The organism is Oleiphilus sp. HI0066 (assembly GCF_001635725.1).
The window spans coordinates 1-477 of the sequence record NZ_LWFH01000082.1 but is presented as its reverse complement, the minus strand read 5'-3'; the positions used below and the strand labels follow the sequence as shown (position 1 = coordinate 477).

General features: G+C 49.3%; 1 protein-coding gene. It reads left to right on the top strand.

What is annotated here, in order from left to right; genetic code table 11:
- Positions 1-477 (top strand): flagellar basal body P-ring protein FlgI (locus tag A3738_RS01295; RefSeq protein ID WP_197473502.1); only part of this gene is annotated, 477 nt, incomplete at both ends.

Genomic DNA, 477 nt, shown 5'->3' with positions numbered 1-477 from the left:
ACGGGTGATAAAACCCCATTTACGAGCCAAACATTCCGTAATTTGATGAATCAATTTGGTATCACGATTCCACCTGGTGTTGATCCAAAAGCGAAGAATATTGCAGCGGTTGCTGTGCATGCGGATTTGCCCGCGTTCGCCAAACCTGGCCAACGCATTGATGTCACGGTATCAAGCCTCGGTGATTCGAAGAGCCTACGTGGCGGGTCTTTGCTAATGACACCGCTTAAAGGTGCCGATGGTCGAATTTATGCCATGTCGCAGGGCAGTTTGGTCGTTGGTGGTTTTGGTGCAGATGGTAGCGATGGTTCATCGATTACGGTGAATGTTCCAAGTGTGGGGCGTATACCAAATGGTGCGACGGTAGAGCGCGGTATTGCGAGTCCGTTTAGCCAAGGCGATACGATCACATTTAATTTGCATCAGCCTGACTTTACAACGGCCATGAACGTCTCGCAGCAAATCAACGATATGCTT